This is a genomic window from Streptococcus pantholopis, from assembly GCF_001642085.1.
Classification (GTDB): domain Bacteria; phylum Bacillota; class Bacilli; order Lactobacillales; family Streptococcaceae; genus Streptococcus; species Streptococcus pantholopis.
The window spans coordinates 153,340-178,799 of the sequence record NZ_CP014699.1; the positions used below are offsets into that span (position 1 = coordinate 153,340).

Annotated in this window: 22 protein-coding genes; 18 read left to right on the top strand and 4 right to left on the bottom strand. The window is 43.3% G+C overall.

Annotated features, from left to right (window positions below; translation table 11 throughout):
- Nucleotides 1-74: 74 nt before the first annotated feature.
- The 3 genes from rpsF (at nt 75) to rpsR (ending at nt 1,407) form a co-directional block, all read left to right on the top strand.
- Complete coding sequence (gene rpsF, locus A0O21_RS00760; RefSeq protein ID WP_067060083.1) at nt 75-365, top strand: 30S ribosomal protein S6; 291 nt, start codon at nt 75-77, stop codon at nt 363-365.
- 14 nt (nt 366-379) lie between these two features.
- Complete coding sequence (locus A0O21_RS00765; protein ID WP_067060085.1) at nt 380-883, top strand: single-stranded DNA-binding protein; 504 nt, start codon at nt 380-382, stop codon at nt 881-883.
- A 284-nt stretch (nt 884-1,167) separates the two neighbouring features.
- A complete protein-coding gene (gene rpsR, locus A0O21_RS00770) occupies nt 1,168-1,407 on the top strand; it encodes a 30S ribosomal protein S18 (protein WP_000068664.1) in 240 nt (79 codons plus the stop codon).
- A 209-nt stretch (nt 1,408-1,616) separates the two neighbouring features.
- On the opposite strand, the gene A0O21_RS00775 is transcribed toward rpsR, so the two are convergent.
- Together A0O21_RS00775 and A0O21_RS00780 are read right to left on the bottom strand one after the other, a co-directional pair.
- Nucleotides 1,617-2,300, bottom strand: a complete 684-nt coding sequence (locus tag A0O21_RS00775) for a DUF1129 domain-containing protein (protein WP_067060087.1) — start codon at nt 2,298-2,300, stop codon at nt 1,617-1,619.
- Between the two features lie 99 nt (nt 2,301-2,399).
- A complete protein-coding gene (locus A0O21_RS00780; protein WP_067060088.1) occupies nt 2,400-3,344 on the bottom strand; it encodes a magnesium transporter CorA family protein in 945 nt (314 codons plus the stop codon).
- Between the two features lie 261 nt (nt 3,345-3,605).
- Between A0O21_RS00780 and uvrA the strand changes: the two genes are divergently transcribed.
- The 10 genes from uvrA (at nt 3,606) to A0O21_RS00830 (ending at nt 14,583) form a co-directional block, all read left to right on the top strand.
- Nucleotides 3,606-6,431, top strand: a complete 2,826-nt coding sequence (uvrA, locus tag A0O21_RS00785) for an excinuclease ABC subunit UvrA (protein ID WP_067064994.1) — start codon at nt 3,606-3,608, stop codon at nt 6,429-6,431.
- A gap of 191 nt (nt 6,432-6,622) precedes the next feature.
- Nucleotides 6,623-7,315, top strand: a complete 693-nt coding sequence (locus A0O21_RS00790; RefSeq protein WP_227806876.1) for a hypothetical protein — start codon at nt 6,623-6,625, stop codon at nt 7,313-7,315.
- A gap of 88 nt (nt 7,316-7,403) precedes the next feature.
- Nucleotides 7,404-8,213, top strand: coding sequence for an Nmad3 family putative nucleotide modification protein (locus tag A0O21_RS00795; protein ID WP_067060091.1), 810 nt, complete (start codon nt 7,404-7,406; stop codon nt 8,211-8,213).
- Between the two features lie 230 nt (nt 8,214-8,443).
- A complete protein-coding gene (locus tag A0O21_RS00800; RefSeq protein WP_067060092.1) occupies nt 8,444-8,653 on the top strand; it encodes a hypothetical protein in 210 nt (69 codons plus the stop codon).
- A 120-nt stretch (nt 8,654-8,773) separates the two neighbouring features.
- Nucleotides 8,774-9,838 (top strand): M24 family metallopeptidase, encoded by a 1,065-nt coding sequence (locus A0O21_RS00805; RefSeq protein ID WP_067060094.1) that lies wholly within the window; start codon nt 8,774-8,776, stop codon nt 9,836-9,838.
- Nucleotides 9,839-10,382: 544 nt separating this feature from the next.
- Nucleotides 10,383-10,850, top strand: coding sequence for a deoxycytidylate deaminase (locus A0O21_RS00810; protein WP_067060096.1), 468 nt, complete (start codon nt 10,383-10,385; stop codon nt 10,848-10,850).
- Nucleotides 10,851-10,927: 77 nt separating this feature from the next.
- Nucleotides 10,928-11,488 carry an elongation factor P gene (efp, locus tag A0O21_RS00815; protein WP_067060098.1) on the top strand — a complete coding sequence of 187 codons (561 nt, stop codon included), beginning with the start codon at nt 10,928-10,930 and terminating at the stop codon, nt 11,486-11,488.
- A gap of 32 nt (nt 11,489-11,520) precedes the next feature.
- The gene (locus tag A0O21_RS00820; protein WP_067060100.1) at nt 11,521-11,910 is read left to right on the top strand and encodes an Asp23/Gls24 family envelope stress response protein; all 390 of its coding nucleotides are present in this window, start codon (nt 11,521-11,523) and stop codon (nt 11,908-11,910) included.
- Nucleotides 11,903-12,349: a transcription antitermination factor NusB gene (gene nusB / locus A0O21_RS00825; protein ID WP_067060102.1), complete on the top strand. Its 447-nt coding sequence runs from the start codon at nt 11,903-11,905 to the stop codon at nt 12,347-12,349. Before A0O21_RS00820 ends, nusB begins: the two co-directional genes overlap by 8 nt.
- A 770-nt stretch (nt 12,350-13,119) precedes the next feature.
- On the top strand, nt 13,120-14,583 hold the full coding sequence (locus tag A0O21_RS00830) for a glycoside hydrolase family 32 protein (protein ID WP_067060104.1): 1,464 nt from the start codon (nt 13,120-13,122) through the stop codon (nt 14,581-14,583).
- 117 nt (nt 14,584-14,700) lie between these two features.
- Here A0O21_RS00830 and A0O21_RS00835 read toward each other — a convergent pair whose 3' ends face one another.
- Complete coding sequence (locus A0O21_RS00835; RefSeq protein ID WP_067060106.1) at nt 14,701-15,666, bottom strand: LacI family DNA-binding transcriptional regulator; 966 nt, start codon at nt 15,664-15,666, stop codon at nt 14,701-14,703.
- Nucleotides 15,647-17,104, bottom strand: coding sequence for a sucrose-6-phosphate hydrolase (locus A0O21_RS00840; protein ID WP_067060108.1), 1,458 nt, complete (start codon nt 17,102-17,104; stop codon nt 15,647-15,649). Before A0O21_RS00840 ends, A0O21_RS00835 begins: the two co-directional genes overlap by 20 nt.
- 193 nt (nt 17,105-17,297) lie before the next feature.
- On the opposite strand from A0O21_RS00840, the gene A0O21_RS00845 reads away from it, so the two are divergent.
- From A0O21_RS00845 to A0O21_RS00865, 5 genes are all read left to right on the top strand, one after another.
- Nucleotides 17,298-19,211 (top strand): sucrose-specific PTS transporter subunit IIBC, encoded by a 1,914-nt coding sequence (locus tag A0O21_RS00845; protein ID WP_067060110.1) that lies wholly within the window; start codon nt 17,298-17,300, stop codon nt 19,209-19,211.
- A 397-nt stretch (nt 19,212-19,608) separates the two neighbouring features.
- Nucleotides 19,609-20,490 carry a fructokinase ScrK gene (gene scrK, locus A0O21_RS00850; protein WP_067060112.1) on the top strand — a complete coding sequence of 294 codons (882 nt, stop codon included), beginning with the start codon at nt 19,609-19,611 and terminating at the stop codon, nt 20,488-20,490.
- A gap of 144 nt (nt 20,491-20,634) precedes the next feature.
- A complete protein-coding gene (locus A0O21_RS00855; RefSeq protein ID WP_067064998.1) occupies nt 20,635-21,411 on the top strand; it encodes a MurR/RpiR family transcriptional regulator in 777 nt (258 codons plus the stop codon).
- Nucleotides 21,412-22,530: 1,119 nt separating this feature from the next.
- Entirely contained in the window at nt 22,531-23,826 is a 1,296-nt protein-coding gene (celB, locus tag A0O21_RS00860) for a PTS cellobiose transporter subunit IIC (RefSeq protein WP_067060114.1), read from the top strand.
- Nucleotides 23,827-24,027: 201 nt separating this feature from the next.
- On the top strand, nt 24,028-25,443 hold the full coding sequence (locus A0O21_RS00865; protein ID WP_067060116.1) for a glycoside hydrolase family 1 protein: 1,416 nt from the start codon (nt 24,028-24,030) through the stop codon (nt 25,441-25,443).
- Nucleotides 25,444-25,460: the final 17 nt, after the last annotated feature.

The window sequence follows — 25,460 nt, forward strand, 5'->3', positions numbered from 1 at the left end:
TAATGTTTCGTGAGTATCCCTCACTTACTCGCGGGAGAACCGCGGGTCACTAGTCCAAAAGGAGGAACAAATCAATGGCTAAATACGAAATTCTTTATATTATTCGTCCAAACATTGAAGAAGAAGCTAAAAATGCTTTGGTAGCGCGTTTTGATACCATCTTAACAGACAACGGCGCTGTTGTTGCTGAATCAAAAGATTGGGAAAAACGCCGTCTGGCATATGAAATCCAAGATTTTCATGAAGGGCTTTACCATATCGTTAATCTTGAAGCGAATGACGCTGCTGCTCTTAATGAGTTTGACCGTCTGGCTAAAATTAATGATGACATTCTTCGCCATATGGTCGTTAAATTAGACGCTTAAGAAGAAGGTAACTTATGATTAATAATGTCGTACTTGTGGGACGCATGACCCGTGACGCAGAATTACGCTACACCCCAAGCAATCAGGCTGTGGCAACTTTTACTTTGGCAGTCAATCGCAATTTTAAAAATCAGGCCGGAGAGCGTGAAGCTGATTTCATTAACATTGTCATTTGGCGGCAGGCCGCAGAAAATTTAGCTAATTGGGCTAAAAAGGGGACTTTGCTTGGAATTACAGGCCGAATTCAGACCCGTAATTATGAAAATCAACAGGGTCAGCGTGTTTATGTGACGGAAGTTGTTGCTGATAACTTTCAAATATTAGAAAGCCGTGCTGCGCGCGAAGGCGCTAATACAGGTAATTATCAGTCTTCAGGCGGGAACCAGTCTTTTGGCGGTTCACCACAAGGCAGCGCTCAGCAGCCTTCACAGAATCAAACCCCAAATTTTGGCAGAGATGAGAGTCCTTTCGGAAATTCAAACCCCTTGGATATCTCTGATGATGACCTGCCATTCTAGAGAAAAGCAGATAAGCGGTATTACTGTATTACTGCCTGAGAGCACCTGACTGCTTTAGTGCCTCTGGTTTTCTGTTTATTCTCTAACCTTAATATCAAAATAAATAGGCCCCAAGCGCTGTGTAAAAAAAAAAAGCTGCAGTCGAAGGAAGCGCAGGCTGACCTAGAAATGTGGCTAATCTATGAGTATAGACTTTCCCTGAGTTTTTAGTGGCTCATTGGTCAGTCTCCTATTTTTACCTTGCGTTTTAAACGGGCTTTGTATCTTAGTAAAGGAGAAATGATATGGCTCAACAACGCCGCGGCGGTTTTAAACGCCGTAAAAAAGTTGATTACATCGCAGCTAACAAAATTGAATACGTTGATTATAAAGATACTGAATTACTCAGCCGCTTTGTTTCAGAGCGCGGTAAAATTCTTCCGCGCCGGGTAACAGGCACATCAGCTAAGAATCAGCGTAAAGTCACTACAGCTATCAAACGTGCACGTGTTATGGCTTTGATGCCTTTTGTCAATGAAGACTAAACCTCTTATTTGATAGTAACTAAACAGCTTATAAGCTATCTGCTTATAAGCTGTTTTTTTATAAAAAAAGAGTGAGATTAAAATCAGATTTCGGCGGTATCCTGATTTTAATCTCACTTATCATAATTGACCGCCCCCCAGTTTGCAGCAGGAATGTAAAATTTTCGCTGAAAAGCGCTTCTCTGTTCCCAGCCTCTCTTTTTTGAGAGTTAAGGCCGTTCTTGCTGGGCGGTTAAGGCGTTTAAAATATTATATTTTCGTTTAAGATAGAAGCGTACAGCAAGTGATACGCCTCCAAGAACAACTAAAGCATACCAAGGGAGCTGTGGGTTGAGACTGGCCGGCAGGAGGGCGGTGGCAGAATAAATAAGCACAAAGGCCAGCATAGCAGCGCCCAAGATAAAGAAGGTTTTGAGCCGTCCCGGGCGCTGGCTCTTTTCTTTGCCCATATGCCGGTAAAGAAAGTGGTAGGTGGCGTACATAACAGCGCCGGCTCCGAATCCCAGTGTTATCAGTGAAAAGAGGCCTGTAGCTGCCGTATTGCTGTTGAAGAGCATAAGGATACCATTAAGCAGTGCCACGATTCCCAGAAAAAGCAGGGATGTATCTAGCCACATCAGCCATGGATTGGTATTTTTTTCTTGCTGGTCTGCTGCAGTGCTGCCGGAGCTCCTTTTTTCAGGGGAAAAGGCAGAAGCCCAGACTGTCGGCGAACCGAGGAAAGAGCGAGCCGGGATACCATTTTTCTGATTTTCCAGTATTTCCGGCAGAACTTCTTTAAGAATGGCTTGGGTTTCAGTTTCTGTTTTGCCATCTTCCGTAAGCTGGCGCATAGCAATGCGGATAAATTCTTGGTTTTTTCTGGTCAATTGTGATAGTATTTCTTGATCCATGATTTCTCCTTAAATTAAGATACAGAGCCGTGTTTAGTTCCATCAAGTTTAGTCCTGATTGGGACAGCTGCTTAATGCGAAGGCTTCAGTCAGTCTGATTTAAAACCATTTTTTTCTGATGAAATAGACAACAACGATAGCGCTCATTATTGAAGCGATTAAAACGATATACCAAAATGCGTGTTCCAAACCGTTTAAAGGCAGCCAATTGTTTTTAAAGTTCATGCCGTAGGCGGAAAAGATAACTGTAGGAATATCCAGCGCCATTGTCATCAGAGCCAGCGTTTTCATAATGGTATTCTGGTTATTATTGATAATTGAAGCAGTGGTTTCAGTCATGGCATTTAAGACATTTTCATAAATCCCTGCCATCTCAATCGCCTGCTGTGTTTCGATCAAAGTATCTTCCAGAAGGTCTTCGTCTTCGATATATTTTTTGAGGCTGCTGGTACTGCTGGAGAGTTTTTTGACGATACGCTCGTTAAATTTAAGCGAAGCCTTTAAATAGACAATAGATTTCTCCAGTTCCATCATATCAATCAGCTGTTCGTTCCGAGTCGCACCTTCCAGCTGAGCCTCAATTTTATCGCTTTGCCTGTCAATCGTCCGCAGGGCTGCCAGATAGAGTTCGGCGTTGCGGTATAGGAGTTGAAAGACAAAACGGGTCTTCATAAAAGTATAGAAGTTGCGCACCCGTCGGTTGTAAAAATGATCAAAGAGTGTCAGTTCTTCCAAACAGGTCGTAATAACAGCGTTTTTGGTTACAATGATACCTAAAGGAATCGTAACATAGTAGCTCTTATTATTGCGCTCTTCATAGGTTGGGACGTCAACAATAATAATGGTATAATTGTCTTCGACAGAAATACGGGAGGTCTCTTCTACGTCAAGCGGAGCCCGTAAATCAGAGATGTCAATGTGGAACTGTTCAGCCAGCTGACTTGACTCTTCCTGGGAGGGGTTGACCAGATTAATCCAAGCACCCGGCTCGAAACTTTCAATTTCTTTGAATTCCAATGCTGTTGAAAGAAACATTTGCTTCATGACAAGCCCTCCTTCGAAGTAAGATACCGTGCTGACAGCTTTAAACCAAGCAGAAAAGAAGGCCGTACAGGGAGGCAAAGCCTGCTGTTTTATCAAATAGTAACAGCAGCCAGCCCTGTACTGCTTGTTATCAACTGAAGCACACTGTTCTATTATACTATAATTGTTGAATTTTGGGGCAAGAGATTACGATAAATTTTTGATATAATAATACAGACAGTTAGATAGGAGGGTATGTTTTCAAAAAAGCATACAGAAATTATGCAGGATAAATTGGTAATACACGGGGCCAGAGCCCATAATTTAAAAAACATTGATGTTGAAATACCGCGTGATAAACTGGTGGTTGTGACCGGTCTTTCCGGTTCAGGAAAATCAAGTTTGGCCTTTGATACCATTTATGCGGAAGGCCAGCGCCGCTATGTTGAAAGTCTGTCGGCCTATGCCCGGCAGTTCCTCGGGAATATGGAAAAACCGGATGTTGACTCAATTGACGGGCTTAGTCCGGCTATTTCTATTGACCAGAAAACGACCAGTAAAAATCCTCGCTCGACAGTAGGAACAGCAACGGAGATTAATGATTATCTGCGTCTGCTCTATGCGCGTGTAGGGGTGCCTTACTGTATTAATGGTCATGGTGCAATTACTGCTTCATCTGTCGAACAGATTACAGACCAGATTCTGCAGCTGCCGGAACGGACTCGGATGCAGATATTAGCCCCTGTTGTCCGCCGAAAAAAAGGCCAGCATAAAACTGTTTTTGCCAGAATACAAAAGGATGGCTATGTTCGTGTTCGTGTTGACGGGGAAATCTTTGATATTGCAGAAGTTCCCGACTTATCAAAAAGTAAACTCCATAATATAGAAATCGTCGTTGACCGACTGGTTAACAAAGAAGGTATACGAAGCCGCCTCTTCGATTCCATCGAGGCCGCCCTGCGTTTAGCCGACGGTTATGTTATCATTGATACGATGGACGGCAGTGAGCTGCTTTTTTCAGAGCATTACTCCTGCCCGGTCTGTGGTTTTACAGTACCGGAACTAGAACCCAGACTCTTCTCTTTCAACGCTCCTTTTGGTTCCTGCCCGACCTGTGATGGGCTGGGAAGCAGGCTAGAAGTGGACTTGGATTTAGTTGTCCCCGACAAAAGCAAAACGCTGCGTGAGGGAGCTCTGGCTCCCTGGAACCCCATTTCTTCTCAGTATTACCCGGCTATGCTGGAGCAGGCTATGACTGCTTTTGGTATCGATATGGATACCCCTTTTGCTGATTTATCAGAGGATGATCAAAACATCATTCTTTATGGTTCTGGTGAGCGGGAGTTTCATTTCCATTATATCAATGATTTTGGCGGTGAGCGTGACCTTGATTTGCCTTTTGAAGGAGTCGTTCATAATATTGACCGGCGCTATCATGAAACAGCCAGTGATTTCACCCGCAATGTTATGCGCGGTTATATGAACGAGCTGCCTTGTGTGACTTGCGGCGGCTACCGTCTGAATGAACAGGCTCTTAGTGTCCGGGTCGGCGGTCAGAAAGGTCTGAATATTGGTGAAGTTTCTGACTTATCTATTGCTGATCATTTGGAATTGCTGAACCGTATTGAACTGTCGGAGACTGAAAAAACCATTGCTGCTCCAATTGTTAAGGAAATCAAGGATCGCTTGACTTTTCTGCATAATGTCGGCCTGAACTACCTGACGCTTTCGCGTTCTGCTGGGACCCTCTCAGGCGGTGAAAGCCAGCGGATTCGTCTGGCCACTCAAATCGGCTCCAACTTATCCGGAGTTCTCTATATCCTTGACGAACCTTCAATAGGCCTGCACCAGCGCGACAATGACCGCCTGCTTTCAAGCCTGAAAAAAATGCGGGACTTAGGCAATACCCTGATTGTGGTTGAACATGATGAAGACACCATGATGCAGGCAGACTGGCTTATTGATGTTGGTCCGGGTGCGGGTGATTTTGGCGGTGAAATTGTAGCTTCAGGGACACCCAAGCAAGTTGCTAAAAGCAAGGCTTCCATTACCGGTCAGTACCTGTCAGGTAAACAGGCCATTGCCGTTCCTTCAGAGCGGCGTGCAGGCAATGGGCGTTTCCTTGAGATTAAAGGAGCGGCCGAAAACAATCTGCAAAATTTAGATGTCCGTTTTCCCCTGGGGAAATTTATCGCGGTGACCGGTGTATCCGGTTCAGGTAAATCTACCCTAGTTAACGGGATTCTCAAAAAAGCTGTTGCCCAAAAATTGAACCGCAACTCGGCTAAACCTGGTAAATACCGGTCAATAACAGGGATTGAGCACTTAGAACGTCTGATTGATATCGATCAAAGTCCTATTGGCCGGACTCCGCGTTCCAATCCTGCCACCTATACTGGAGTTTTTGACGATATTCGGGATTTATTTGCCAAAACAAATGAAGCTAAAATCCGCGGCTACAAGAAGGGACGCTTTTCTTTCAATGTTAAGGGAGGCCGCTGCGAGGCCTGTTCCGGTGACGGAATCATCAAGATTGAGATGCATTTTTTGCCGGATGTTTATGTTCCCTGCGAAGTCTGCCATGGGACCCGTTATAACAGCGAGACTTTGGAAGTTCACTACAAGGAAAAAAACATTGCCCAAATCCTCGATATGACCGTCAATGATGCTGTTGATTTCTTTGCTCCCATTCCTAAAATTGCCCGCAAACTGCAGACGATTAAGGATGTCGGACTGGGTTATGTCACATTGGGACAGCCTGCAACAACCCTTTCAGGAGGAGAAGCACAGCGTATGAAACTGGCCTCTGAACTCCATAAACGCTCAACGGGCAAGAGCCTCTATATCTTAGATGAACCGACAACAGGTCTCCACACGGACGATATTAAACGTCTCCTTAAGGTTCTTGAGCGTTTTGTGGACGACGGCAACACCGTTCTTGTCATTGAACACAATCTTGATGTGATTAAGACAGCTGACCACATTATAGATTTAGGTCCGGAAGGCGGTGTCGGAGGCGGAACTGTCGTTGCTACAGGCACTCCGGAAGAAGTCGCACAAATCACAGAAAGCTTTACAGGCCAGTATCTCCAAACAAAATTAAAATAAGCGCAGATCCGGCAGCTCAGCCGGATTTTTTTGCGTTTTTTACCTTTTTTTCTTGACAAATTGCTTGATATACTACCTATATCAAGGCTTGACTTTACAGCCAAGCCTTTCTAGCGGCAAAAACAGTAAGTACAAAGTATTTAGCTGTTATTTTAGAAGCCGTTGTGTAAGCGCATTCAAAAGGAGAAGCAATGAAGGCAGCACAAACACTTATCTATTGTTATCGCATGACACATGACTATGGTGTCAATCCTTGTACTTTTACTATGGATTATCAGCCTACACCTGAATTGTTAACCGAAGGCGGCTGTATGAAAGCGATTCGAGCCAATCTTAAGAAGCACTGGGCAGACAAGATAAAGAATAAGGAAATTGATGCTTATATTATGGCAGTTGCAGGTCATTCTGATGATGGCGGCCGTAAAACAGATGTCGCTAGGAAACATTTTATCAGTCCTAAATACAACGGCTTGATTTTTACAGCAAAAATAACAGACATCATGACGAAAACTGAATATTTACGATCACCCATTTCTAAGAATCGGCGGGATGCCTATAATTACCAATGGGAAGCGGATCAGGATAATTTAGCATTTTCACCTTCTATGCAAGAAGCTGTCATTGTATCTAATGAGTTCAGATATTTTGGGAAATCACCGAAGGTATTGCCTCAGCATATTATCGAATTGTTTCCTAATGGCAGTCGGGCTATGTTAAGCGGAAAGAAAATGCCCCGCTGGAATCCCAAAAATGGTTTATATTATTCTGATGAACGTCCGAAAGAGACACAGGAACTTTTAGATTTTATTAAAACTATTTTCCAGTCGGAAGAAGAACATGTTGTGGATTTGCCTTACTACCCTATTTACATTCATGAAAGCTAGGAGGACTTATGAGTTATTATCAGTAAATATACTTTTATAATGAATTTTAGCAACACCTCTATAGCTTGATTAGTAAAGGAGAAAAACAATGAAGATTATATTGTCAAGAAAAGGGTTTGACAAATCAAACGGGGGTTTCCCAAGTCCTATCTTGCCTGATGGAACCTTATTATCAATGCCGATACCTACTAAGAATGATTTTCTGACCTTTGATGAGCTGGAATATGAAGGTGTCACTTATGCTGATATTTTGAGACAGTTGCGGGGAAAAGAAGATGAATTTAACCATTCTCACTGCCATCTTGACCCGGATATTCGGAAACAGGCCCGGAAAATACCGATACCAGACTGGCAGCCGGCTTTTGGGCAAATTAACTCAGCCCAAGGTTTTTTAAGGAATCAGCAGGTTGGACTTGGTGACCTGTTTTTATTCTTTGGCTGGTTTAGACAAACTGAAGGGGATTTAAAGGCTGGGACGTTGAGATTTAAAAAGGATGCCCCAGATTTAAATGTCATTTACGGTTACCTGCAAATTGGTGACATGATTAATCAGTCCGAGAAATTGCAGACCGCCTATCCTTGGCATCCGCATTCTCACAGTTTTCGTGCTGAGAAAACTACCAATATGCTTTATTTAGCAAGTGAAAGCCTAAGCTTTAATAAACAGCTTAGTGGCTCAGGAGTATTTCAGCTTTCAGAAAATAAAATCCTTACTATGCCTGGGGGGACTCGTTCTGTTTGGAAGGAGATTGACGCTCTGTCTCCAGATAATCTCCGTGGCCATCATAAAAATTCTGCTCGGAATGGCGGTATTTATTACAGTGGAATCTGGCAGGAAAAAGTTTTAAAAGAAAACGCTCTGTCAGAAGAGTGGGCAAAAGGACTGTTTGAAAAATAGACAGATGATTTAGAAATGGAGAATAGCCTAAAGTTGTAAAAAGAGATGCGCCATCAGTGCTGACTTCTCATTTATCTAGCTGTAGCCGTCTGAAAGTTTTGTTGTCCTAGCGGCCGACAACAGCTTTCTAGTTGTCTTGACAGAGGTAGGTCTGCCAAATCAGAGATTTCGGACTTACCATCATTTTCATACAGGTTTCTTAATAGGCATTGTATCTTGTTTTAAAGGAGGTGAGAACGATAATAACACTGCAAATTGATAAGGAGTGGAACGGAGATTATACGTTTACGGTTTCTAATACATTCGAGAGCAGAAGCCTCTCTGTACCAAGTTATCAAGTATCGGATTTTGGAATTCAGCAAGCCAAGAATAATATTCAGTTTGCATTTGATTTAGATGACGGTATCTCTAAAGTTAAGCAAGCTTTAGGGATATACTAAGCGCATTGCCAATGTTTTTTAGAACTCACTATGAGTTCTTTTCTTTTGCCTGTTTTCCTAGAATTACTGCTGAAATCATGATAGAATAAAGGAAAGCTATATGATGAACGAGGAGTTTTTATGGAGCAAAGAATCCTCAATTTTGAGCGAAAACTTGCTCAGTCGGATCTTGATGGCTTTTTAGTCACTGATTTGCTGAATATTTATTATTTAACAGGCTTTTCTGGGACTGAAGCAACGGTTTTTATCTCTAAAAACCGCCGGCTTTTTCTGACTGATGCCAGATACGTTTTAGCAGCTCAAAATACTGTATCGGGATTTGAAATTATTGAAAGTCGCCGGCCACTGGCAGAGATTGCTGAGATAGTGAAAGCTGATCGGCTTGTTCGTCTGGGATTTGATCACCAAGTAACTTTTGCCTATTACCAGAAGCTTCAGACCTATTTTGCAGGAATCGACTTGGTTGCGCTGGCTGATTTTACAGAAGAGCTGCGCCTTGTCAAAGATCCCAAGGAAATAGCTGCGATTCGAATGGCCTGCCGCATTACCGATCAAGCCTTTGCTGATGTTTTGGATTTTATTAAGCCGGGAGTGACAACGGAATGGGATCTTGCTAACTTTTTAGACTTTAGAATGCGGAAGTACGGGGCTTCCGGTCTTTCTTTTACCACGATAGCAGCCTCAGGCTGCCGATCGGCTATGCCGCATGGGACAGCCACTGAAAAGGTGATTCAAAACGGGGAAATGCTGACTTTGGATTTTGGCTGTTACTACAATCATTATGTCAGCGATATGACTCGCACTGTTCATATTGGTCCGGCGACAGATGAAGAAGGTGAGATTTATGATACCGTTTTGCGCGCTAATCAAGCGCTTATAAGAACAGCGAAAGCTGGTCTCAGTTACCGTGATTTTGACAGTATTCCGCGTGAAGTTATTGAACAAGCGGGATTCGGTCAGGATTTTACACATGGTATCGGGCATGGTATTGGTCTTGATGTTCATGAACTCCCTTATTTCAGCGGGACTGACGGAATACTTAGAGCAGGTATGGTTGTAACAGATGAGCCGGGGATTTACCTTGATAATAAGTACGGTGTCCGTATTGAAGATGACCTTCTAATAACTGAAGATGGCTGTGAGGTTCTGACAGAATCGCCCAAGGAGCTGCTGATATTGTCTTAAAAATTTGTTTAGCCCACAGAGCTAAAAGAGAAAGCTGAGCAGCTGGCATAGCTAAGAATTCTACAAAAAGAAGAATCCCAAAGCTGCTGTCTGCTTAATCCTAGAGGTGAGAGAATTTTATGGCTGAGGTCCTGTGCCTCTTTTCTCGGCTAACCGTCAGCCGTAAACGACTGAAGGACGATTTTAAAAATAGATCTTAATGTTTGTTATGGTGTTATTTGCAAGACGCAGTAGCCTAGTGGCACTTTATTCGCTTTTTCAAAGCTTTAAAATGCCTACTAGGCTTTGCGGGGGTGGGACAACGAACTTTGTGGTCTGGGGTTCTGTCCCACTCCCTAGTCGTTCTGGCAGAGGTGCGTCTGCGAAATCGCAGATTTCGGACTTACCGTCAGCCGTAGCCGTCTGAAGGCTTTGCCGTCTTAGGAGCCGCCTGCACCCTTCTAGTCGTCTTGGCAGAGGTGCGTCTGCGAAATCGCAGATTTCGGACTTACCGTCATTTTTGTTTTGTTCTTTTAATGGGGATATGTCTTTGTGGAGTGTGTTTATGGTTAAAGATCAACGTTTATCTTGGCAGGATTATTTTATGGCGAATGCGGAACTGATTTCCAAGCGTTCAACTTGTGACCGCGCGTTCGTGGGGGCCGTTTTGGTTAAAAATAATCGGATTATTGCTACCGGCTATAATGGTGGTGTTTCAGAAACTGACAATTGTAACGAAGTGGGGCACCAAATGGATGACGGCCATTGTATTCGGACTGTGCATGCGGAAATGAATGCCCTGATTCAGTGTGCTAAAGAGGGGATCTCAACTAACAATACAGAGATTTATGTTACCCATTTTCCGTGTATTAACTGTACAAAGGCACTTTTACAGGCCGGGATAAAGAAGATTACTTATAAGGCCAATTACAATCCGCATCCATTTGCTATTGAACTATTGAAGGCGAAACATGTCCCCTATGTACAGCATGATGTGCCGGAACTTAAGCTGGGGAATGGCTCGGACCAGTAGTGAATCAGAAAAAAATTTGAGCCCCTGCTTATTTTATGATAGAATGAGTTGATAACTATTTATAAGAGGTAAGAAGAATGATTGAAGCAAGCAAGCTCAAAGCTGGGATGACTTTTGAAACGACAGACAATAAATTATTAAAGGTCCTTGAGGCCAGCCACCACAAACCTGGTAAGGGCAACACTGTTATGCGCATGAAACTGCGTGATGTACGGACAGGTTCAACTTTTGATACGACTTACCGTCCGGAAGAAAAATTTGAGCAGGCTATTATTGAGACTCGTTCTGCACAGTATCTCTACCAAATGGACAGCACAGCCTTTTTCATGGATACTGAAAATTATGAGCAGTACGAAATTCCGGTTGCTAATATTGAGCAGGAATTGCTCTATATTCTTGAAAATTCGGAAGTCAAAATCCAGTTTTACGGGACGGAGGTTATCGGCATAACGGTACCGACAACTGTTGAATTGACCGTAACTGAGACACAGCCGTCAATCAAAGGAGCTACTGTAACAGGTTCAGGCAAACCTGCCACTCTGGAAACCGGGCTTGTTGTCAATGTGCCGGACTTCATTGAAGAAGGACAAAAATTAATCATTAATACAGCGGAAGGGACTTATGTTTCGCGTGCCTAAGCCTTTGACCCGTAGCTATAGAAAGGACTACTATGACAACTGAAAATATTGGTGATATTGTTATCTCTCCCAGAGTGCTCGAAGTGATTACCGGAATTGCTGCAACTAAAGTTGAAGGCGTTCACTCGCTCCACAATAAAGTCGTAACGGATAGGCTCAGTAAAGCGACCTTAAGCAAAGGTGTTTATCTGCAGACCGAAGAGGACGGCACGATTAACACCGATATCTATGTCTATTTGCAGTACGGTGTATCTGTTCCGGAAGTGGCAATGGCGGTTCAAAAAGCTGTTAAAGCTGCTGTTTATGAAATGGCAGATGTCATTGTTTCTTCGGTTAATATCCATGTGCAAGGAATGGTAACTGAGAAGACAGCAAAGCCGGATATGAAGTCTCTGTTTGAAGAGGATTTCTTAGATGACTAATACATTTGAAAATTCGCGCCGTGACTTGCGTGAACGCGCATTTCAGACCTTATTCAGCTTAGAATTGGGCGGCGATTCTTTAGGAGCTATGCAGTTTGCTTACGGCTATGATAAGGATCAGGGAAGCCAGGAGATTCCTGCTTTTCTTTCCGACCTTGTTACAGGGGTCCTCACTTACCAAACAGACTTGGATCGGATAATCAGCCAGCATTTAAAATCAGGCTGGTCTCTGGAGCGTCTGACACTGACTGATAAAACCTTGCTGCGTTTAGGCTTGTATGAAATCAAATATTTCAGTGAAACACCAGACCGTGTAGCGGTTAATGAAATTATCGAAATAGCCAAAAAGTACTCTGATAAGACATCAGCAAAATTTGTTAACGGACTTCTGAGCCAATTCGTTATTGAAGAAAAAGAAGAAGCTGACAGTCTTAACTAAAACATTTTTTAAAACTTATAAAACGGGTCCACCTCTATGATTGCTTTATATCATAGAGGTGGGCCTTTTTTTATTTAAATCATTTTTTAATCAGCTGCGAGGACAGTTCAAAAATTGCGCCATGGAACCGTTTTCGTTATAATATAAGAAAAGGTACTGCTGTTGAACTGAACACGGGCTAAGCTCTTTGCAGTGAAATCATCCAGTGGATGATTTCAGCCCGAACTCAGAAAGGGAGAGTGAGGGGCTGGAAATTTGTGTCGTTACTTAGTTACCGTCAGCCGTAAACGTCTGGAGGCTTTGTCGCCTTAGCAGTCGACTGCACCCTTCTAGTCGTTTTGGCAGAGGTGCGTCTGCGAAATCGAAGATTTCGGACTTACCGTCAGCCGTAGCCGTCTGAAGGCTTTGTCGCCTTAACAGTCGACCGCACCCTTCTAGTCGTTTTGGCAGGGGTGCGTCTGCGAAATCGAAGATTTCGGACTTACCGTCATTTTCTTTTTGCGTTTTTAACGGGCTTTGTATCTTGATGAACTGAACACGGCCTAAACGCTGCGGGAAAAAGATGTCCTGACTTAGAATCTGGCGATTCGTCAGTCAGTCCCCTATTTTCCTTTTGCGTTTTTAACGGGCTTTGTATCTTGATAATTGAACACGCCCTAAGAGCTGTGCAAAAAAGATAAAATTTCCTAGAGTCTTAGCGACTCTTCGTCAATTTTCCTATTTTTGCTTTGCTCGTTAACGGGCTTTGTATCTTTTTAGAAGGAGGAATTATGAAAGAGTGGACGCTTGCTGAACGTTATCGTGTTTTGGAAGACAAAAGTCAGATAGAAGAGCTTTACAGCCGCATCAGCCGATCGGACTACCGCCAGGCCTATCACGTTCAGCCGATAACCGGCCTCTCCAGCGATCCTAATGGTTTTATTTACCATAAAGGGCAGTGGCATCTTTTTTATCAATGGTGCCCTTGGGGTGCTGTTCACGGGCTGAAATACTGGTATCATGTGCTATCAAAGGATCTGATTCATTGGGAAAATAAAGGTATAGGGCTTGCACCGGATACATTTTATGATAATAAAGGCGTTCATTCAGGTTCCGGTTTTTCATATGACAGTACGCTTTATCTTTTTTATACAGGCAATCACCGTGATGAGAACTGGGTAAGAACACCTTATACTTGTGCAGCCAAGCTCAGTGATTCAGGACAGGCCAGTAAGCTCCCTCGGCCTCTTTTTGGCCCTCATCCTGATTATACAGAGCATCAGCGCGATCCCAAAGTTGTCTACCATGAAGAGAAGCAGCGCTATTATATTTTACTTGGTGCTCAATCGAAGGAAGGCAAAGGCAAAATTTTGATTTATACGTCTAAACAGCTCCTTGCAGGCTGGACTTTTGCTGGAGAATTGAAGGTTCCGGGCTATGAAGATTTTGGCGGTATGTGGGAATGTCCGTCAATTGCACACCTAGGCGGCAGTGATGTTCTTGTTTTTTCACCGCAGTATACCAAGATCCCTGGAAGAAATGCGAATACAAATCACACAGTCTATCTTATCGGCCGGATGGATTACGACAGCTTAACTTTTACAGCAGAAGGGCCTTGTCGCTGCTTAGATTACGGTTTTGACTTCTATGCCGCTCAGTTTGCAGCTAATGTTCAGGATAAGAATAAAGCTGTTTTGACTGCTTGGATCGGCCTGCCGGATAACCATTATCCTACAGAAGAAGAGGAGTGGGAGGGGAGCCTCTGTTTACCAAGGGAACTGAAAATTCGCAACGGCCGCTTACTGCAGCAGCCAGTAGAGCAAGTTAAAGAACTGCGGCAGGAAAAACTGCAAATAAATCAGCAGCAGAATTTACCAAGAGTCTGTGAGCTTGAAGCTGTCAATAAGGGGACAGATTTCCGTCTGAGTCTCTTTACCAAGTCAGATGGCAGCGGCGGTTTAGAGATTCACTATGATGCCAAAAGCAATCTCTGCCATATTGACCGCAGTCAGATGGATCAGCGCTTTAATCAGGAATTAGGCGAAGAACTGACCCTGCCATTGGAGACACCTTTGACTTATTTGTCTGTTTTTATTGACAGATGCTCTGTGGAGCTTTTCTTTAATCAAGGCGAGGCGACTTTCACTACCCACCTCTACCCAACAAGTCAGGAAAGCTTTTATACCGTCAGCGGAGAACTGGATTTAGAGATCTGGACCTTAAAAAAGGCTGTAAAAGACAGTTTCATCGTTTAAAAAATAATTAAAAACCATCGAGTTTACCTCCTTATTTGAGGTGTTCGATGGTTTTTATCATAGCGTTTGAAGTCCTTACTGGCAGCTGGCAAAAGTGGATGAACCCCTTTACTTGTCTCAGATGCTTTTGCCCGAAAGTAGAGTAATCGGCAGAATATATTCTGTTTTTAGTTCTTCTGTCCCTTGGATTTTCTTGAGCAGGAGTTCGACCATTAATTTGGCAATGTCACTGATTGGCTGCTTGACTGAGGTCAGATAAGGGACATAGTTTTCAATGAATGTTGTGCCATCGTAGCCGATAATTTTTAGATCTTCAGGAATTTTAATGCCAAGCTCCTCTGCTAGTTTTATCACCAGCATTGCTGTGACATCATCAGAAGCAAAAATACCATCTGGTTTTATCCGTTTGATTAAGTTTTTGATTTCCATGGTTTTTCGAACAGGAGAGAAATCACTGGAAATATTAACGTAAGTGGCATCGGGTAAGACAGAGCTGAAACCGACACGCCGTCTGGCCGTTGGAGAGTCGCTGTCGTCATTGCCTGTAATCATGGCAATATTTTGGCAGCCTGCTTTGGCCAAAGTCTGGGCGGCCAGCACACCGCCGGCGAAATTATCAGAAGAAACGACAGGGATATTAGGTGAGAGGTTACGGTCAAAGGCAATAATCGGTGCTGTGACACGATCGTAATCAGAAATGCCTAGATTGTGGCTGCCGGAGATAATGCCGTCAACTTGATTGGCTTCCAGCATCTCCAAATATTCTTTTTCTTTATCAGAGTTATGTTCACTGTTGCAGATAATCGTCTTGTAACCTGCTTCAAAAAATTCACGCTCCAAATGTTCAATTAACTCAGCGTAAAAAATATGGCTGATATTTGGGAAAATCAAACCGACTAGCTGGGCTGATTTCCCCTGCAGACTGCGGGCCAGATTATTGGGACGGTAGCCCAGTTCCCGCATGGCCTGAGTGACTTTATCAATTGTTTTTTGCGAAAGATAGCCTTTCCTGTTAATAACGCGTGAAACGGTTGTCGGACTCACTCCGGCTAGTTTTGCAACATCAGTTAGTTTTGCGACCATAGTCTAATTCATAGTATTTCCCGCTGACATCACCATTTTTTATAAGAATCCCCGTCTGATCCTTATTAGGGAAAACACGTCCGGAAAATACTTTTTCTCCTTTATTAATAAAAATTTCAAAGACTGATTTATCAATGAAGATATTAGCGCTTATCTGACCGGGGTCAACAGAACAGGAACGGGTTTGTCCGTATTCCGTGGCATACTGTTCTCCGGCTTGGCTTCTGTCAATAGTAATTTCCCCTTGCTTGCTGTCCACCATGATTGAAAAACCTTTTCCTTTTTGGTCAGCAAAGAGGATGATTTCAGTTTGTTCTTGAGCTGCGAAAATCAATTCCAGTTCATAGACATTATTGGTAGAAGGCAAATTGTCGAAAGTTTTGCCCTCGTCCTTGCGCAGACTGACAATCGCTTCTACAGGATACTGATAGAGCTTGCCGTCTTTGATTTTCAGCTCTTTAACCAATGAGAGTACGCCTTGGTAGTCAAATTTATCTGTTGGGTAGGCAATATCAGGGAGCCCCAGCCAGCTGACTGTGAGGGCGCGTCCATCCGGCGCATTGAAACCTTGAGTGGCATAGGCTTCAAACCCATAGTCCAGATTTTGGATAGCTGACGGTTCTTTAAGTTTCCCAGTCTCAGGTTCAAACGACTGAGCGATTTTATACATATTAGGGTAGATATTGCGGTAATCACTGATCGTTTTGTCCAATCCTTGCGGGCAATAGAGCAGGACAGGCTGCTTGTCAACAAAAACAAGGTTGGGGCACTCCATCATATAAGCAGTCCCGTCATTGGCAAAATCTAAATCAGCTGCAAAATGCCATGCTTTGTAATCACGATTATCTGCCTTATAGAGTTTGATAAGTCCCTTTTTATTTTTATTCTGAGCACCGATTAGGGCATAATATTCACCTTCATAGTAAAAAATCTGCGGATCGCGGAAATGTGCTGTAACATCGTCCGGCTGTGCAATCAATGCCTTTGGAACTTTTTCCCAGTTTCCTTTGCTGTCAAGGAGCACGCCGTTTTGATAGGTCTGGCGCAGCCAGTTTTCATCACGGACATTGCCGGTATAGAAGATAAACAGCTTATCACCAAACTGCATGGCTGAACCGGAATACATGCCGTGACTATCTAGGGGACTGTCAGGGGTTAAAACTGTTCCGGTCTCTTCAAAGTGGACTAAATCGGTTGATTCTGTCTGCACCCATGATTTCAGACCATGAGCAGCTCCGAAAGGAAAGTACTGATAAAAAAGCTGCCATTTGCCCTTGAAGAAGGAAAAGCCATTGGGATCATTTAACAATCCGTAGGGGGGTTCGATATGAAAGTTAGTATGCCAAGGAGAGCGGGCTGCATTTTCCTTGATCTTCTCCAACTCGGCCTCTGACCAGTCAGCATAAGGCCTGTATTTTTGCTCGCGTGTTAGCGCCATCTGTGCCTCCGTGTAATTAACTTTATAACTCTATAATAGACGTTTTCAGAGCAAAAAGCAATTAAATGCGGTAAAAAAACAAGTTTGAATAAATTTATGTAAAACGCTTGACATATTTTAAAAAAATGTTACAATAGTAGTACGTTGAAAGTGAAACGCTTTCAAAAATAATTTTAGAGGAGCTTTTTGCCACATGGATAATGCACAAATTGCAAAACAGGTTGTCGATGCCATCGGCGGTGTGGACAATGTCCGCAGTGTCACCCACTGTGCCACCCGTCTTCGTGTCATGGTCAAAGACGAATCGGTTATCGATAAAGACACAGTTGAAAATATTGACAAAGTTCAGGGTGCCTTCTTTAATTCAGGTCAGTACCAAATCATTTTTGGGACCGGAACGGTTAACAAGATTTATGATGAAGTTGTAGCTCTTGGTTTGCCGACAGCTTCTAAAGAAGAGCAAAAAGAAGAAGCGGCTAAACAAGGGAACTGGTTCCAGCGTGCTGTTCGGACTTTTGGTGATGTTTTCGTTCCTTTGCTTCCGGCAATTGTCGCTACAGGTCTTTTTATGGGGATTCGCGGTGCCATTGCACAGGATGAGATTTTGCAGTTTTTCGGGACTACAGCCGAAGAATTTCAGTCTACCAATTTTTACACCTATACAGTTGTTTTAACTGATACGGCCTTTGCTTTCTTCCCAGCTTTAATTTCTTGGTCAGCCTTCCGTGTATTCGGCGGCAATCCGGTTATCGGTCTGGTTTTGGGGCTGATGATGGTCAACTCTGCCCTGCCAAATGCTTGGGCAGTTGCTTCCGGTGATGCCACACCGATTTATTTCTTCGGATTTGTTCCGGTAGTCGGCTACCAAAACTCGGTTCTGCCAGCCTTCTTTGTCGGTTTGCTCGGTGCTAAGCTGGAAAAATGGCTGCACAAGAAGATTCCGGATGTTCTTGATCTTCTGGTTGTTCCTTTCCTGACCTTTACCATCATGTCCATCCTGGCTCTCTTTGTTATTGGTCCAATCTTCCATACAGTAGAAGACTATGTATTGGCAGCAACAGAGTTCCTGCTCAATCTGCCATTGGGGCTTTCCGGCTTAATTATCGGAGGTCTTCATCAAGTTATCGTGGTAACAGGTGTTCACCATATCTTCAACCTGTTGGAATCTCAGTTGATTGCTAATAACGGTGCCGATCCGTTTAATGCGATTATCACTGCTGCAATGACTGCTCAAGCAGGAGCAACTTTAGCGGTTGGTGTCAAAACGAAATCTGCTAAGTTAAAAGCTTTGGCTTTCCCAGCTGCTCTTTCTGCCGGCCTTGGAATCACTGAACCGGCTATCTTCGGGGTTAACCTGCGCTTTGGGAAACCATTTATCGTCGGTTTGATTGCCGGTGCTGCCGGCGGCTGGCTGGCTTCCATTCTTGGCCTTGCAGGTACTGGTTTTGGGATTACTATTATTCCGGGAACTCTTCTTTATCTTAACGGTCAGCTTTTGCAGTATGTCATCATGGTTTTGGCAACAACAGCTCTTTCCTTCACCTTGACATATATGTTTGGCTATAGCGATGAAGAAGAAGTGGCTAATACTGAAGCAACCGCAGCTCCGGTTGTTGAAGAAAAAGTTGTTGAAGAAGCTCCTGTCGCTTTAGCTGATACAACCGTTCAAGCACCGCTTTCCGGTGAAGTTGTAGCTCTTGAAAATGTCAACGATCCAGTATTTGCCAGCGGTGCCATGGGACAAGGTTTGGCTATTAAACCAAGTGAGGATGCTGTTTACGCACCGGCTGATGCTGAAGTCACCATTGCTTTTGAAACAGGCCACGCTTACGGACTGAAGACAGAAACCGGAGCAGAAATTTTAATTCATATCGGTATTGATACTGTTTCAATGGACGGAGACGGCTTTGTTAAAAATGTTTCTGCCGGACAGAAAGTCAAAGCAGGCGATAAGCTTGGTTCATTTGACTCAAGTAAAATTGCTGCTGCCGGACTTGATAATACCACGATGATTATTGTAACGAACTCAACTGACTTTTCTTCAGTTGAAGGATTAGCCAGCGGTTCAGTTAAACAGGGTGATGACTTGCTTAAAGCAGCAAAATAATGGCTGTCTGCGAGTCGGTCAAAATAGGACTTTAGACGAAAAACAGCAGTCCTGTCTGCCAAAGACGGTTTCACCTTGTTAACACAGCAAAACAATAAATGAAAGACCGGGACTTTGTCCCGGCCTTTTTAAGATACAAAACCCGTATTCAGTTCATCAAGATATAAGCCCGTTAAAAAAGTAAAGCAAAAAAACGGTAAGTCCGAAATCTTTGATTTCGCAGACACCCCTCTGCCAGGACGACTAGAAGGGAGCGGTCGGCTATAAAGACTGCAAAGCCTTCAGACATCTATGGCTAGGGCAAAAGTACCAAATGCTTGTCCTATCTTTTAATTGACTGTAATTAATGCTATAATATAGATGATTTTTAAATATAATTGATATTGAGGTTTTTACAATGGCAAAATTATACGGCAGTGTTGAAGCAGGCGGCACAAAATTTGTCTGCGCAGTAGGCGATGCTGATTTTCAGATTGTTGAAAAGGTGCAGTTTCCGACCACAACTCCCTATGAAACAATTGAAAAAACAGTCGCTTTCTTTAAAAAGTTTGAAGCCGATCTGGCAGGGATTGCTATCGGTTCTTTCGGCCCTATTGATATTGATGAAAATTCACAGACCTACGGTTTTATTACCACAACCCCTAAACCGAATTGGGCTGATGTGGATTTAGTGGGATTGATTTCCAAGGATTTCAAGGTTCCTTTCTATTTTACAACTGATGTGAACAGTTCTGCTTATGGCGAAGCCCTTGTGCGTAAAGGGGTTAACAGTCTGGTTTATTATACGATTGGAACCGGCATCGGGGCAGGTGCAATTCAAAATGGTGAATTTATCGGCGGTCTAGGCCATACTGAGGCTGGCCATGTTTATATGGCACTGCATCCTAAAGATGTTGCTGATGAATTTTCAGGGACCTGTCCTTTCCACAAGGGCTGCCTAGAGGGCTTAGCCGCAGGTCCCAGCTTAGAAGCACGGACGGGAATTCGCGGTGAGGAGATTGCTCAAAATGCTGATGTCTGGGAAATTCAGGCCTACTATATTGCTCAGGCGGCTATACAAGCTACGGTTCTCTACCGCCCGCAGGTTATTGTCTTTGGCGGCGGTGTTATGGCGCAAGAGCACATGATTAAACGAGTGCGCAGCAAATTTACAGCTCTTTTAAATGATTACCTGCCAGTGCCGGATGTTGAGAGCTATATTGTCACACCTGCTGTTGCTGAGAATGGCTCTGCAACACTTGGAAATTTTGCGCTTGCAAAGAAAGTTGCTGAACGCTAAATTTGCCAGCCGATCGGATTGGGAGAATGTGAGCCTGTCTGATTTTATCTGATAGACCTAATAAGGAGCAGAAAAGATTTGACAGTCATTTTCTCTGCTCTTTTTATAGTAAAAAGAGTTACTGCTGTTTTAAGAGAGGAGTTTATGAACTTTAAAGAACGTATTTCCATTCAGTTTACTAATTTGACTAAAACAGATAAAAAAATTACAAATATCCTCTTAAAACATCCGGAGTATTTAATTGAACACAGTGCCCAAGAGGCAGCTGAACTGATGGAAACCTCGCCGGCTGCACTGGTCAGATTAGCTAAGAAAATCGGGCATAAGGGGCTGGCAGATTTTAAGATATCGTTGGAAGACTATGCCAAACATGAACCAAGAGAAGATGTCTATTTAGAAAAACCGCTGCTAACCAAGGTTATTGATAATTATCGGAAAAACCTCCATTTATTAGAAATGCAGCTGGATGAGGAGCAGCTGGAGCGGATTGCAGAGATATTAGCTAAAGCACCGCAAATCAAAATTTTAGGAATCGGAAGTTCCGGCTTAGTTGCTGAGCACATGGTCTATTTTTTGCTTTATCAAGATAAGTATACGGAGAGTGTGACCAGTAAAACGAAAATGTACTACCTTTCCCGGAGTCTGACAGCAGAAGATGTCCTGCTGATTTATTCTGTTTCCGGCAATAAAGACTATGAAGAATTGTTTGCAGCGGTGAAAGAGGCAGGGGCGCAGCTTATTGTTGTAACAATGAATGACCATGCCGATATTAAAAAAATCGCAGCAGAATTTGTTTTACTGCCATCAAATTTGACTAATTTAGGGAGTTCGTCCGGGGAAATCTACCAGCTGGATAATCGGTCACTGTTTTTGGTTTTTTCGGAAATTTTAGCAGCCTATATCCACAAAAAATTAAAGTAAATATCATTTTACTAACAAAGAAGAACAGATCTTATTTGACCTGTTCTTCTTTTTTTATTTTGTGCCTACTTGCTGTTTGCAGGCTGGAGCGGATGTTTGTAAAATAAATTTTATTTATAAAAAATATATTGAAATTTATTTCAATAATGTTATAATAGGTTTGCGAGCAGTTTTCTGCTGCTTAAAATAACTATAAAACTAAAAGCTGGGAAGCGCCAATGGCAGACCGCACTTGAGAATGGGGAGTGAGGGGGCCTTGTAAACTGTGTCGTTGCTTAGTTACCATCAGCCGTAGCCGTCTGAAGGACGATTTTAAAAATAGGCCTTAATATTTGTTAAAGTGCTATGTGCAAGACGCTAGTCGTCTAGTGGCACTTTATTCGCTTTTTCAAAGCTTTAAAATGCCTACTAGGCTTTGCGGGGGCGGGACAACGAACTTTATGGTCTGGGGTACTGTCCCACTCCCTAGTCGTCTTGGCAGAGGTGCGTCTGCGAAATCAAAGATTTCGGACTTACCGCCAGCCGTAAACGTCTGAAAGCTTTGTCGCCTTAACAGTCGACCGCACCTTTCTAGTCGTTCTGGCAGAGGTGCGTCTGCGAAATCAAAGATTTCGGACTTACCGCCAGCCGTAAACGTCTGAAAGCTTTGTCGCCTTAACAGTCGACCGCACCTTTCTAGTCGTTCTGGCAGGGGTGCGCCTACAAAATCACAGATTTCTGGCTTACCGCCAGCCGTAAACGTCTGAAAGCTTTGTCGCCTTAACAGTCGACCGCACCTTTCTAGTCGTTCTGGCAGAGGTGCGTCTGCGAAATCAAAGATTTCGGACTTACCGTCTTTTGGCTTTGCTCTTTTAACGGGCTTTGTATCTTGTTAATTGAACACGGCCTAAGAGCTGTGCAAAAAAGACAGCCCTCCCTTGAGTCTTTAGTGACTCGGCGGTCAGGCTCCTATTTTTGCTTTGCTCTTTTAACGGCCTTTGTATCTTGTTAATTGAACACGGCCTAAGAGTTGTGCAAAAAAGACAGCCCTCCCTTGAGTCTTTAGTGACTCGGCGGTCAGGCTCCTATTTTTGCTTTGCTCTTTTAACGGCCTTTGTATCTTTATTAAAGGAGAATGTCATGAATAAATTTATGGACATGCTGAGTCAGAAAATTTTGCCGTTGGCTACAGCTCTGGGAAACAATAAGTATCTTTTGGTTTTGCGTGATGCCTTCATGCTGTCTTTTCCCCTGACGATGTTTGGCTCACTAATTGTGGTTTTTAATAATCTGCCATTTTGGCCTGATAGTTTAAAAACTCAGTTTGCTGATCTTTTTGGCAATGGGCAAAGTGCTACTATGTCAATTATGACTGTATTTGTATCGCTTGGAATCGGTTATTATATGGCTAAAGCGGAAGAGCTTGAAGAAGGGCTTTTCAGCGCTGTGGTTTCCCTAGCTGCATTCCTTATTCTAACGCCCTTTTTCTTTGACGTGTTAAATGATGACGGAGAAATGCTAGCTACAGCAACAGGTGCATTGAGTTTGGACCGGCTGGGTGCTAAGGGGATGTTTTTAGGTATCCTGACTTCTTTTTTTGCGGCTAAACTGTTTGTTTATTTAACTAAAAAAGGTTTTACCATAAAAATGCCTGACAGTGTTCCTCCGGCAGTTTCTAAATCTTTTTCTGCTTTGATTCCTGCTATTGGGACACTGATGCTTTTTCTACTTCTTAATGCCGGAATGGCGGCTGTTTTTAAGACGAATTTGCATGATGTCATTTACGATATTATCCAAAAACCGCTTACCGGCTTAGGTACCAGCTTACCGGCAACGCTATTGGCTGTTTTTCTGGTGCAGTTTCTCTGGTTTTTCGGCCTGCATGGGCAGGTTATCATCAACTCTGTATTTGAGCCTTTTTGGCAAGCTAATATGCTGGATAATGCCCGCCTGACTCAGCAGGGAGCAGAACTGTTGGCTCAGCAGGGGCATATTGTGACCAAATCATTTATGGATACCTTTACTGTCGGTTTAGGCGGATCCGGTTCAACATTAATTGTTGTCGTGATGATGGCCTTTATGATGAAACAAAAGCAATATCGAGAGGTCGGCCGCTTTGCTTTGGGACCAGGGATTTTCAATGTTAATGAACCGGTCATCTTTGGTCTGCCTATGGTGATGAATGCCAGTATCTTTATCCCTTGGCTCTTAGCGCCGATTGTGTCAGCAGCCATTGCTTATCTTGGTTTTGCAAGTGGTTTGGTGCCTTTGACAACAGGGGCTCAGGTTCCGTGGACCATGCCGATTTTTATTTCCGGATTTTTGGCAACCAATTCCATTATGGGATCCTTGCTACAGCTGGTTCAGGTTCTTGTCATTGCGCTGATTTGGTTCCCATTTTTGAAATTAATTGACCGCGCACAGATTGCGGAATAATGGGAAAACCAAAAGTCAGAGCCGGAAAAAACCATTCCGGCTTTTTCTTGGTAGGGAGAAATAATCAAAGAACGATTATTCATTGTGTTTAATTTTAAGAAAGGTGCTAGTATTTAAGTTTTTACTCAATGGACATCCCTATTGCTGTTAAACTGCGATACATTCTTAAGTTTGCAGTTTGAAATGAGAGGAGAAAATAATATGAAAAAGTTGGTATTTCCAGAGCATTTTTGGTGGGGGGCAGCGACCAGCGGCCCTCAGTCAGAAGGAAATTTTAAAAAAAAGCATCAAAATGTGATGGATTATTGGTATGCAAAAGCGCCTGAGGATTTTTACAATCAGCTGGGACCGGACACAGCCTCAGATTTCTACCACGATTTTCAGGAAGATATTAAACTGATGAAAGCCTGCGGCCTAAATACAGTCAGGACATCTATTCAGTGGTCGCGTTTGATTGATAATCTTGAAAAAAATACCGTTGATACAGAGGCGGCAGCTTTTTATAATGCAGTGATTGATGCCTTTATAGCAAATGAGATTCAGCCTTTTATAACCCTGCATCATTTTGATCTGCCTGCAGAACTCCTCCATAAGTATGGCGGCTGGGAAAGCAAATATGTGGTTGATCTGTTTGCTGGCTTTGCTGAGCAGTGTTTTGAGCTGTTCGGTGATCGTGTAAAACACTGGTTCACTCATAATGAGCCGCTTGTTGTAGTCGAAGGGGGGTACTTAGAGCAGTTTCATTATCCTAAAAAAGTCGATGGGAAAGCGGCTGTTCAGGTTGCTTATAATCTGCAGCTGGCCAGCAGCAAGGCTATTGCCAAGTACAGGCAGCTTAAGCAAGATGGGCAAATTGGGATTATTTTAAATCTCACACCTGCCTATCCGGCCAGCCAGGATAAAGAAGATTTGGCGGCCAGTCAAAAAGCGGATCTATGGTATAACCGTCTTTTTATGGATGCCAGCAGTAAGGGAGAATTTCCCCCTGCCCTAGTCAGACTTTTAGAAGAAGAAGGAGTCCTTTGGCAGACTGACGAGAACGAGCTGGCTTTAATTGGGGAAAATACAATTGATTTGCTGGGGGTCAATTTTTACCACCCCAATCGTGTTCAAAGACCTAGATATTCCCCCAACAGTTTAGCTGTGGATTTTCTGCCGGATAAGTATTGGCAGAGATATGATCTGCCTATGGCGCGGATGAATATTGACAAAGGCTGGGAAATTTATCCTCAAGCAGTTTATGATATCGCTAAAGATATTCAAGAAAACTATGGCAACCTGCCTTGGTATATCAGCGAAAATGGCATGGGAGTGTCGAGGGAGGAGCGTTATCTGAACGCTGAAGGCATCGTTGAAGATGACTACCGTATTCAATTTATAAAAGAACATTTGTACTGGCTGCATAAAGGCATGAGTGAAGGGAGCAACTGTCTGGGCTATCACCTTTGGACACCGATTGACTGCTGGAGCTGGTCTAATGCTTACCGCAATCGTTACGGACTAATTGCCAACGATATTCACACACAGACAAAAAAATTGAAAAAATCCGCCCACTGGCTGAGGAAAACCGCGGAGAGCGGACAGTTTGAAATAGAAAGTGCTATAATAAAAGAGTAAATAAAATTGCAAAGGAG

Bases quoted from the DNA above. Each gene is read 5' to 3' on its own strand.
- rpsF (WP_067060083.1), top strand. From the start codon at position 75: ATGGCTAAATACGAAATTCTTTATATTATTCGTCCAAACATTGAAGAA.
- A0O21_RS00765 (WP_067060085.1), top strand. From the start codon at position 380: ATGATTAATAATGTCGTACTTGTGGGACGCATGACCCGTGACGCAGAA.
- rpsR (WP_000068664.1), top strand. From the start codon at position 1,168: ATGGCTCAACAACGCCGCGGCGGTTTTAAACGCCGTAAAAAAGTTGAT.
- A0O21_RS00775 (WP_067060087.1), bottom strand. From the start codon at position 2,300: ATGGATCAAGAAATACTATCACAATTGACCAGAAAAAACCAAGAATTT.
- A0O21_RS00780 (WP_067060088.1), bottom strand. From the start codon at position 3,344: ATGAAGCAAATGTTTCTTTCAACAGCATTGGAATTCAAAGAAATTGAA.
- uvrA (WP_067064994.1), top strand. From the start codon at position 3,606: ATGCAGGATAAATTGGTAATACACGGGGCCAGAGCCCATAATTTAAAA.
- A0O21_RS00790 (WP_227806876.1), top strand. From the start codon at position 6,623: ATGAAGGCAGCACAAACACTTATCTATTGTTATCGCATGACACATGAC.
- A0O21_RS00795 (WP_067060091.1), top strand. From the start codon at position 7,404: ATGAAGATTATATTGTCAAGAAAAGGGTTTGACAAATCAAACGGGGGT.
- A0O21_RS00805 (WP_067060094.1), top strand. From the start codon at position 8,774: ATGGAGCAAAGAATCCTCAATTTTGAGCGAAAACTTGCTCAGTCGGAT.
- A0O21_RS00810 (WP_067060096.1), top strand. From the start codon at position 10,383: ATGGTTAAAGATCAACGTTTATCTTGGCAGGATTATTTTATGGCGAAT.
- efp (WP_067060098.1), top strand. From the start codon at position 10,928: ATGATTGAAGCAAGCAAGCTCAAAGCTGGGATGACTTTTGAAACGACA.
- A0O21_RS00820 (WP_067060100.1), top strand. From the start codon at position 11,521: ATGACAACTGAAAATATTGGTGATATTGTTATCTCTCCCAGAGTGCTC.
- nusB (WP_067060102.1), top strand. From the start codon at position 11,903: ATGACTAATACATTTGAAAATTCGCGCCGTGACTTGCGTGAACGCGCA.
- A0O21_RS00830 (WP_067060104.1), top strand. From the start codon at position 13,120: ATGAAAGAGTGGACGCTTGCTGAACGTTATCGTGTTTTGGAAGACAAA.
- A0O21_RS00835 (WP_067060106.1), bottom strand. From the start codon at position 15,666: ATGGTCGCAAAACTAACTGATGTTGCAAAACTAGCCGGAGTGAGTCCG.
- A0O21_RS00840 (WP_067060108.1), bottom strand. From the start codon at position 17,104: ATGGCGCTAACACGCGAGCAAAAATACAGGCCTTATGCTGACTGGTCA.
- A0O21_RS00845 (WP_067060110.1), top strand. From the start codon at position 17,298: ATGGATAATGCACAAATTGCAAAACAGGTTGTCGATGCCATCGGCGGT.
- scrK (WP_067060112.1), top strand. From the start codon at position 19,609: ATGGCAAAATTATACGGCAGTGTTGAAGCAGGCGGCACAAAATTTGTC.
- A0O21_RS00855 (WP_067064998.1), top strand. From the start codon at position 20,635: ATGAACTTTAAAGAACGTATTTCCATTCAGTTTACTAATTTGACTAAA.
- celB (WP_067060114.1), top strand. From the start codon at position 22,531: ATGAATAAATTTATGGACATGCTGAGTCAGAAAATTTTGCCGTTGGCT.
- A0O21_RS00865 (WP_067060116.1), top strand. From the start codon at position 24,028: ATGAAAAAGTTGGTATTTCCAGAGCATTTTTGGTGGGGGGCAGCGACC.